The organism is Leptospira abararensis (genome assembly GCF_016918735.1).
Taxonomy (GTDB): Bacteria; Spirochaetota; Leptospiria; order Leptospirales; family Leptospiraceae; genus Leptospira_A; species Leptospira_A abararensis.
Genome location: NZ_JAFFPR010000038.1, coordinates 1 through 8,779, shown reverse-complemented (window position 1 = coordinate 8,779; position 8,779 = coordinate 1). Strand labels below are relative to the sequence as shown.

General features: G+C 34.4%; 9 protein-coding genes. All 9 read right to left on the bottom strand.

The window, feature by feature from the left end; genetic code table 11:
- Positions 1-151 precede the first annotated feature (151 nt).
- Positions 152-964 carry a hypothetical protein gene (locus JWG40_RS12220; protein WP_205286081.1) on the bottom strand — a complete coding sequence of 271 codons (813 nt, stop codon included), beginning with the start codon at positions 962-964 and terminating at the stop codon, positions 152-154.
- Positions 965-2,735: 1,771 nt separating this feature from the next.
- Positions 2,736-3,140: a helix-turn-helix domain-containing protein gene (locus JWG40_RS12215; RefSeq protein WP_004787073.1), complete on the bottom strand. Its 405-nt coding sequence runs from the start codon at positions 3,138-3,140 to the stop codon at positions 2,736-2,738.
- Positions 3,141-3,440 (bottom strand): type II toxin-antitoxin system HigB family toxin, encoded by a 300-nt coding sequence (locus JWG40_RS12210; protein WP_205286080.1) that lies wholly within the window; start codon positions 3,438-3,440, stop codon positions 3,141-3,143.
- 274 nt (positions 3,441-3,714) lie between these two features.
- Positions 3,715-5,085 carry a tetratricopeptide repeat protein gene (locus tag JWG40_RS12205; protein ID WP_205286079.1) on the bottom strand — a complete coding sequence of 457 codons (1,371 nt, stop codon included), beginning with the start codon at positions 5,083-5,085 and terminating at the stop codon, positions 3,715-3,717.
- A 162-nt stretch (positions 5,086-5,247) separates the two neighbouring features.
- Positions 5,248-5,544: an STAS-like domain-containing protein gene (locus JWG40_RS12200; protein ID WP_205286078.1), complete on the bottom strand. Its 297-nt coding sequence runs from the start codon at positions 5,542-5,544 to the stop codon at positions 5,248-5,250.
- Positions 5,538-6,443: an ATP-binding protein gene (locus JWG40_RS12195; RefSeq protein WP_205286077.1), complete on the bottom strand. Its 906-nt coding sequence runs from the start codon at positions 6,441-6,443 to the stop codon at positions 5,538-5,540. The genes JWG40_RS12200 and JWG40_RS12195 overlap by 7 nt, the downstream gene beginning before the upstream one ends.
- 603 nt (positions 6,444-7,046) lie before the next feature.
- Positions 7,047-7,376 (bottom strand): helix-turn-helix domain-containing protein, encoded by a 330-nt coding sequence (locus JWG40_RS12190; RefSeq protein ID WP_205286076.1) that lies wholly within the window; start codon positions 7,374-7,376, stop codon positions 7,047-7,049.
- 1 nt (position 7,377) lies between these two features.
- Complete coding sequence (locus tag JWG40_RS12185; protein ID WP_205286075.1) at positions 7,378-7,716, bottom strand: type II toxin-antitoxin system RelE/ParE family toxin; 339 nt, start codon at positions 7,714-7,716, stop codon at positions 7,378-7,380.
- Positions 7,717-8,005: 289 nt separating this feature from the next.
- The gene (locus JWG40_RS12180; protein ID WP_205286074.1) at positions 8,006-8,689 is read right to left on the bottom strand and encodes a hypothetical protein; all 684 of its coding nucleotides are present in this window, start codon (positions 8,687-8,689) and stop codon (positions 8,006-8,008) included.
- Positions 8,690-8,779 lie beyond the last annotated feature (90 nt).

Below are 8,779 nucleotides of genomic sequence, written 5' to 3'. Positions count from 1 at the left end.
CCCTGAGTCCCAACGGGACGTTAGGGACTGGAACGACACTTGCGAATGCAAGGGGAGTGCCAGAAGCCTATGTGTCGCAGACCGAGCGAGGCCTCGGGCCGAAGCGAAGCGTTAAGGCGCTGTTATGCGAAGTTGCGATTTGTTGAATAGACTATTTGAAGTCAATGATTATTTTTCCTTCTTTAAACAATTGGACAATTTGTTTAAATGGATGGATAATTTGTAATGCGCTAGATACAAGGCTCAAAAATGAAATCATTGGGCCATTTTTTACTAAAAAATTTGCATCGCCCCTAATAGCTGAGAATCCTGAGAATAATAATTCGAAGGAAGAGAAAAATATTACATATGCTATTGTGAAAATGGTAGTGCACATCCAAAAAATTGAGTATATGGATAGTTTTTTATATAAAGCAATTGTGAAAAATAGGATAATTACAATTATCATGATACTTATTGATTTTATTATAAAGATAAAAAAGTCTCCTCCAATGCTTGATGAAAGTTTTTCCAATTCATTTTGTAATAGATATAAAGCTGCATCGACTTTGATTGGTGAGTTTCCTGATATTCTCAATGTTCGTTCATAATCATAGAAATTCAATTCTATTCTGGTTATCGATTTTTCCCCTTTAACAAAATAGTTATAAGAAAAATCATTTATAGATTCGGGAATATTTGATTCTAATGGAATATTTTTTGAATCATCAATTTGTATTATTCTATTATTGTCTCTTAGAACTATTCTTTCATATATAATATCATTTTCTATTTCGCTTTTCTCTTTTAAGCTATCTATTATATTGAGCAGATTTTGTAGATCAGTGTAAGAAACTCTCAAGGGAGGTAATTTAATTTCTTGGGAATATGTAGTTTTAGAACTTAATATTGTAGGAATTAAGAAGATAATTATGATACTTAAGTATTTTTTCATGTGTTTTATTCCGTTTGTATTTGTATTCAAGCAATTTCGCATAACGAACTAGACTAACCGACGTAGGCTGACCCTGAGTCCCGAAGGGACGTTAGGGACTGGAACGACACTTGCGACTGCAAGGGGAGTGCCAGAAGCCTATGTGTCGCAGACCAAGCGAGGGCTTGTCCCGAAGCGCAGCGGTTAGTTGCTGTTATACGCCGTAAGGAATGTAATCGCTTTCGCTTTTAAATAAATATAGCGTTGCTTTGAAAATCAAATTAATTTGAATAAAAATATGTACATAATTTACAAGATAAAAAAGTTGATTTGGTTGCTCTTTAATTTCTTGAACAATAAAAATATATAATAGATTTGAAATTGTCAAAATTGCTATATAATGTCTAAATTTTTTGTCTAAAATTAACTGTTTTAGGTTAGTGAAGAAATTTAAAGTTTTTTGGTTTTTTAATAAGTATATTAATATGAAAATAAAAGAAGTATATTCCAAGAAAATTCTTACAAAGTTTTCTATAAATAATTCACTTGGATATTGAAATTTAGCTAAGACGAAACGATATAGTAGAAACATTATAATAGCAATAAATATTCTTGCCAATAAATATAATAGAAACAAGTCGATAATGAAAAATCTAAATGTCCTTTTGTTTTCGACTATTTCGAATATTTTGAATAATTGATTAATCAGGTAAATTGCTGAGGTTAGTATAAAAAATTTTGAACATATTTTGTAATAATACAATTCTGTTTCAGTAAGTGAAGTTGTATTGATTAGAAAATCTAAGACGGAGATTATTATAAATAATGCTGTAAACCTGCAAAGAATCATTTTCATATTATTGAAATTACCTTCTTTAGTTATTTTTTTCATAAATTTTCCTTATGGCGTATAACGAACAAGCTTACCGACGTTCCTCGTAGCTGAGCCTTCGTAGAAGGCGTTAGCGTCGGCGCGGTTTTTGCGTAAGCAAAAGACCGTGACGGAGAGGAATGTGGCTTTAGCCCGAGCGAGGGCTTGTCCCGAAGCGTAGCGGTTAGCGGATGTTAATTGCAGTTGGTTACATAGATAAATAAAGATCAATCGAAAGATTTTCAAAGCAGCGCAAATTTTTCTCTTACATCTTAAAAAGCAAAAATCTTTAACAGGACTTACTTGGAGAGAGGCGCCATTGATTTTCAAAAAAGCTTGAATCGACATCACCCTCTTACAAAGAAAATTTGCGCGTTATCTTCGATGGTTCAACCAATTGCAATTAACGAACAAGCTAACCGACGTAGGCTGGCCCTGAGCCTCGGAGAGGCGTTAGGGATTGGCACGACTCTTGCGAATGCAAGAGGAGTGACAAAAGCCTATGTGTCGCAGACCGAGCGAGGGCTCGTCCCGAAGCGAAGTGGTTAGCGGATGTTAATTGCAGTTGGTTACATAAATAAATAAAGTTGAATCGAAAGATTTTCAAAGCAGCGCAAATTTTTCTCTTACATCTTAAAAAGCAAAAATCTTTAACAGGACTTACTTGGAGAGGTACGCCATTGGTCTTCCCAAAAGCTTGAATCGACATCACCCTCTTACAAAGAAAATTTGCGCGTTATCTTCGATGGTTCAACCAATTGCAATTAACGAACTAGGGGAGACGACGTTCCTCGTAGCTGAGCCTTCGTAGAAGGCGTTAGCGTCGGCGCGAATCTTGCGGACGCAAGAGACGTGACGGAGAGGAATGTGGCGCAGCCCGAACGAGGCCGTCAGTGCCGAAGTGAAGCGTTTCCCCGCTGTTATGCGAAGTTTTCGGGTTTAGAAAAATAATTAAGCCACGGACGGCGTTCTTTTTCTTCCTGTTTTAGAAGTTTTGACTTTATATTCTTTTACAAGAATGTCTGTAGGAATTCCTAGATTTTGATTAATCTTTCTAATCATTTCTAAAGTAAGCTTTCTTTTCCGATTTAAGATTTCAGTGGCACGACTTCGCCCGCCGATGAGATTTCCTAAATCAACACTTTTCATGTTCATGTCATCCATAACGGATTTCAAAGCTTCAATTGGATCTGGATCATCAATAGGGTAGTGTTTAGTCTCGTAAGCATCAACTAATGTAATTAAAATATCTAATTTGTCGTATTCTGGTGTATTTTTCTTTGCATCCCAGAGTTTTTCAATCTCTGAGAGAGCATCTAAATGATCTTTTTGATTTTTAATAGGTTTAATGTTCATTTAAATCACCTCAGCATTGATTTTGTCATATTGTTCATGAGTTCCGATAAATCGTATAAATATAGTTTGTAAATTATAATGAACCTTCACAATTAATCTGTATTTGTTTCCATGTATATTGAAAACGATTCTATTATCCTTAAGGAAACTAGCATTTCTGTATTTTTCCTTAATATCAGAAGGAGATTTCCAGAAAGCTTTTGAAGTCTCTTTAAACCAAACTTCGATCGGAATTTTAGAGTCCGAGTATTTGGGAATAGAGTAGAAATCTCTCAGTATTTTTCTAGAAATAACCCTCACAAATCAATAGGCACATGTTCCCGAATTGGTAACAACTATTTTTTTTACTATTTTAACGAGCACGGACGCTCGCAAATTATTAAAGGAGAAGCGCCCGAAAATTTTCGCATAACGAACTAGACTTACCGAAGTTCCCCGACCCTGAGTCCCGGAACGGGACGTTAGGGACTGGCATGTAGCTTGCGAAAGCAAGGCGAATGCCAGAAGGGGAATTTGGCGTAGCCCGAGCGAGGCCTTGTGCCGAAGCGTAGCGGTAAGTCGCTGTTATGCGTCGTTAGTGATGTTTTAGGATATCCTTTGCATCAGCCTTCATTTCTTTGTAAATCTTGATTCCTTCTGCAGATTTAATAAACTCTTCTAAATATCTTCCGCCTTCAAATCGGTTTGCAAAAAACCAATTTAAAAAGCCAATTAAATAAAGAAAAGCGAACTCATTACTATTTTCTTCAAATTTTGTTTTAAGAAAGTTTATTACAAAATTAAGCTGATAAGTTTGCGGTTCTTTAATATTTAATTTTAGTTTGTGGTAATAGGAAATGGCATCTCTATACTTTTTTTCGAGTACTGAAAAAAAGGCCATATTTATATAAAATGCATAATTTTCTGGATCGATTCTATTTATTTCAAGTGTATGTTTCTTTGATTCTTTTAAGTTTCCTTCTTTATAATAAAGTAGAGCCAAGCCTATGTGAGCTTCAGTGGGATAGATATTGCTATTTATAGCTTTATTAAAATAATTTCTGGATAAATCATGTTTGTTTTGAAATAAATATCTATTAGCGACAATTAGATAACAACTTATAAGAATAGTTCTTAATCTTCCCGATTTCAATAAATTTATTGAAATGTTAACTTTTTTCTGGTCGGGGAAGTATAGGATTTTTCTTTGTTCCATAGTAAGTTTTGATTCGAATAATGGCAAAATTGATTCAATTATTTTAGCAGATATTTCAATTTTTTCATTTGATAAGCTAAGTAATATGCCTGTTAATGATATTAAGATATTAGCAAGTGCTTGAGATACCCTGTTTAAATCCTCTAGATTATTGCTCTCATCAATAAGAAAATCTCTGATCTCTGTTTCAAGAAATAGAATGATATCCGAATAAATTCTTTGGATTGAGTTTTTATCGTTTTGAACTTCTTTTCCAAAATAACAAGACCAAAAGAAATTACGAAAATCATATTTAATATTTCCATTTATTTTGCCTTGCATTATATTTCCGTGCAGAATTGCGGATATATTTTTCTTCCTAGCATATTTTTCTGCTTCTTCATTTGAAGAGAAAACGTCACTTCCAATTTCAATGATTTTTAATGTATTATCAAGGTTTATTGTCTGGATATGTTCTCTTATTTTTACTATAGTTTTATTTATAATTGATTGAGATTTAGCATCAAGTGACCTTAGAGTTATCCCAATTATTATTTTTTTATGAGGGAGAATGAGTCTGTATGAATCTAAATACCAAAATAATATTATTGAAGAATAAATAGAGAAGAGCGACATAACTTTTGAAATCCAATCGATAGTATTGAAAATAGTAAAGAAGGTAATTGTAGCTACTAATAGCATGGCTAGTAGGCCATATTTAGTTTTTCTTCTTGGGATAAAGTATTCTAGGATTTCTATATAATCTTTCATATGTTTTCACTAATGACGCATAACGAAATAGCCTTAACGACGTTCCTCGGAGCTGAGCCTACGGAGTAGGCGTTAGCGTCGGCACGTATTCTTGCGTAGCAAGAATCGTGACGGAGAGGAATGTGTCGCAGACCGAGCGAGGGCTTGACCCGAAGCGAAGCGTTAAGGCGCTGTTAAGCGAAGTGCCGTTTCAAAGCTGAAACGATCCTTGATTAAATCATTATGAATTTTTAAAGTGTTGGTAAAATAAATTTTTGATTTTATTTCAGAGAAGGTATAGTATTCAAGAAGATTAATAAAGGCACAATTTACAAATGAAGACGAGACTGCACCCATTCCAATAAAAGATATTTCAATTCTTTCTGTTTTGTCGAAATTTTTAAGGATCAGGGAGTGAATGATTTCTCCTTCATTATTTGAATATCCGTTAACAATGTAGTCTTTTAATTGAATTACCATGTGAAATCTTCCTCCTCCTCATCTCCTAAATATCTGTCGGTGTTTATGATAAGATGAATAAGTGTACCAGGATACTCGGACAAAAAATTGTTACTTTCTATAAATTTAGAGGAATTATGCAGGGAAATATCCTTTGAAATTTCAAGTTTCCCTTTATTGGATAGAATCGTCATAGATCCTTCATTATTAACAACTACATTTTTCCTTAAAATATCTAAACCAGCCCCTCGATTTGTAGGTATAGATTTAGTAGAAAAACCTTCTTCGACTGATTTTCGAAGAGCGAAAGAATCTAAATCACAATGGATTTCTTTTCTAATATTAGTAGGAATTCCAATTCCGAAGTCAGATATTGCTATTTTGATCTGGTTCCATCTAGGGAAATGTTGCGCATAAAGACAGGCAATATTTTCAAATGAGTGGTCTGAAATGTTATTAAATATTTCCATCATGCACAATTTCATTGTTTCTAGGTTTGCGTATGCACCTAAACCAATTTGTATTCTTATCCAAGGCAATAGATTTTGCTCAATCCATTGAAAGCTATCCTCTATTTTGATAGTCTCCAATGCGAGCGTAGTTTTTCTTAACGAAGATGCTTGGTTAAGCTTCGATCCAGTATATTTTTGAAAAAAATTTGCGTCATCCAGATATCGAATAACGGATTGAGTATAATATGCGCGTGAACGATCAACATTAAAGCCTATTCTAACTTTGTTTTTTGCAAGAAATTCTATAATGTTGCTTAATGCAGTCAAGCCTGCTGGTTCAATAAAATTTAAATTTGTAAAATCAAATTCAATCGTAATATCTTTAGGGAGGCGTTCTAAAGAAATTGTTTCATTAACAACCTGTATTACGTTTTCTAAATTTAAATTTCTTGGCAACTTTACGATCATACAATTTATTTTAAGGCATTTCGCTTAACGAATTAGGCTTACCGACGTTTCGTGTAGCTGAGCCTCTTTAGAGGCGTTAGCGTGACACGGAATGTGCCTTTAGGCCGAGCGAAGGCCCCACGAGAAGCAGATTTTTTCAGAAATCTGAGGCGAAGTGGAAAAGGCCCTGAGCGAGCGGTAAGCCGCTGTTAATTGCAGTTAGTTCGTATAGTAAAGAAGTTTAGTCGAAAGGTCAACAAAAGTGAGCGCAAATTTTCTCTTAATTCTTAAAAGCAAAAATTGCAAACTGCACTTAAATGGAGAGAAAGGCTTAAATTGTTCTCTTCCAAAGCTTAAATCGACAACACCTTCCTAAAAAATTTGCGCGTTTTCTTCTTTGGATCAACTAATTGCAATTAACGAACTAGGGGAGACGACGTTCCTCGTAGCTGAGCCTCGCAGAGGCGTTAGCGTCGGCGCGTCTTCTTGCGGAGCGAGAAGCGTGACGGAGAGGAATGTGGCGCAGCCCAAGCGAGGCCGTAAGTGCCGAAGCGAAGCGTTTCCCCGCTGTTATGCGACGTTTCCGAGATATATAATTGAGTTAAGCCACGGATGGCGTTTTAGCTAGGCTTTTAAGAGAAGAAACTCTTCTTTCTTTTTATTTCTTCTTGGAACAGCTTTAATTTCAACATCGAAACCGCAGGCATGAACATAATCGACCAGAGTTGAGATTTTAATATCAGCTCTTGATTCAATTCTTGATACACTTACTTGTGAAAATCCATCAACATCAGTTTGTTTGATTCCTTGATTTTGTCTTAACTCAGCAAGTTTTAATTTGAAAATTTGTTTTTGGGCTTCAGCTTTAGCTTGATTAATGATATCTTGTGGAACAAATTTTTCTAGGTCAGCGTCGAAGTTTTTTAATATTTTTTTTATTTTTTTCTTAACCATATTACAAATCTCCCAAGTATTCAGAATATAATTCTTCTGCTTTTTTGATCATCACAGGATAGAATTTTTTTGAAGTCGCTTTGTTTCCGCCAATGAGTAAAATAGCGTTTCTCTTTGGATCAAAAACGAAGAAAATTCGGAAAGGTCTATTTTTACTATTAATTCTAAGTTCTTTAAGATTTTTAATTTTAGATCCGGTTATAGTATCCACATGTGGCCGTCCAAGTCTAGGTCCAAATTCTTTAAGAATTTCGATAGAGACTAAAATGTCCTTTTTCGCTTCATTATCTAGAGCCTTGATCCAAAGAATTAGTTCTTCAGTTCTTTTTATCTCATACACTGAAGGTAATATAACATATGCGTTATATCTGTCAAGAAAATTCTATCTAATTCTTGATGCCATTTGATCTTTCTTACGGGCACGGACGCCCGTTTTTATTTGGACTTTCGGAAATATTCGCATAACGAACTAGTGGAGACGACGTTTCCCGACCCTGAGTCCCGAACGGGACGTTAGGGACTGGCACGGAGTTTGCGGATGCAAACGAGTGACAGAAGGGAAATGTGGCGTAGCCCAAGCGAGGCCTCGTGCCGAAGCGCAGCGTTTCCATGCTGTTATGCGCAGTTTTTCACATTCTACTTTTAAGTTTTATATTTAATTCGATATCTTCATTATTTTGTATTTCAAATTTACCGTTTTTAATAAAGAATTCATAGGAAGTTAAGGAGTTTCTTGGAGTAGTAATGTTTAATATATTTTTCCCTTCATTTTGAAATTCTTTTTCAAATTTCACAATTGATCGAGAACAGGTAACGAAATTATCTGATGTTTTAACAATATTCGTTTGATTTGGATAATTATCATTTATCAGTAAAGGTCGTTCTAAAGAGAGTCCGTCTCCTTTTTCACTAAATGAATAAGGATAAATGTATTCAATTTTTTCTAAATATCGGTTACCATTTAAAGAAAACTTGTAAAGGAAAAAATCTAGCTGTTTGTTCCTGAATTTCTCCTTATCAAAACAAACTTCGGAAAGGATTATTAAGTCTGTCTCTTTAAGATTTTGAAGGAAATTTTCCATAATTTTTTGATCTATTATATTATTCGGATCTTCAAAAATATACTTAGTATTCTCTTTTTCAATGTAGAAAATATTTACTTGGTAAATTTTAGTTCCATAAAAAGAAGATTCTTCAAATTTAATACTGGAACTTTTACCAATTCTATTATCGGAAGTTAATCCAGGTGAAATCAACGTCAATGCTGAACAGGAATAGATTGAAGCTATCAACAATGTAATAATTTTTTTCATTTTTTCCTTTAATATGGTAGGTTCAAGAATCTAGCGCACAAGCGCCCGTATTTCATTTTCAGGTGTATTCCAATTCAAAGTTTTTCTAGG

Coding starts and splice junctions, on each gene's coding strand:
- JWG40_RS12215 (WP_004787073.1), bottom strand. CDS start 3,140: ATGAACATTAAACCTATTAAAAATCAAAAAGATCATTTAGATGCTCTC.
- JWG40_RS12200 (WP_205286078.1), bottom strand. CDS start 5,544: ATGGTAATTCAATTAAAAGACTACATTGTTAACGGATATTCAAATAAT.
- JWG40_RS12180 (WP_205286074.1), bottom strand. CDS start 8,689: ATGAAAAAAATTATTACATTGTTGATAGCTTCAATCTATTCCTGTTCA.
- JWG40_RS12205 (WP_205286079.1), bottom strand. CDS start 5,085: ATGAAAGATTATATAGAAATCCTAGAATACTTTATCCCAAGAAGAAAA.
- JWG40_RS12195 (WP_205286077.1), bottom strand. CDS start 6,443: ATGATCGTAAAGTTGCCAAGAAATTTAAATTTAGAAAACGTAATACAG.
- JWG40_RS12190 (WP_205286076.1), bottom strand. CDS start 7,376: ATGGTTAAGAAAAAAATAAAAAAAATATTAAAAAACTTCGACGCTGAC.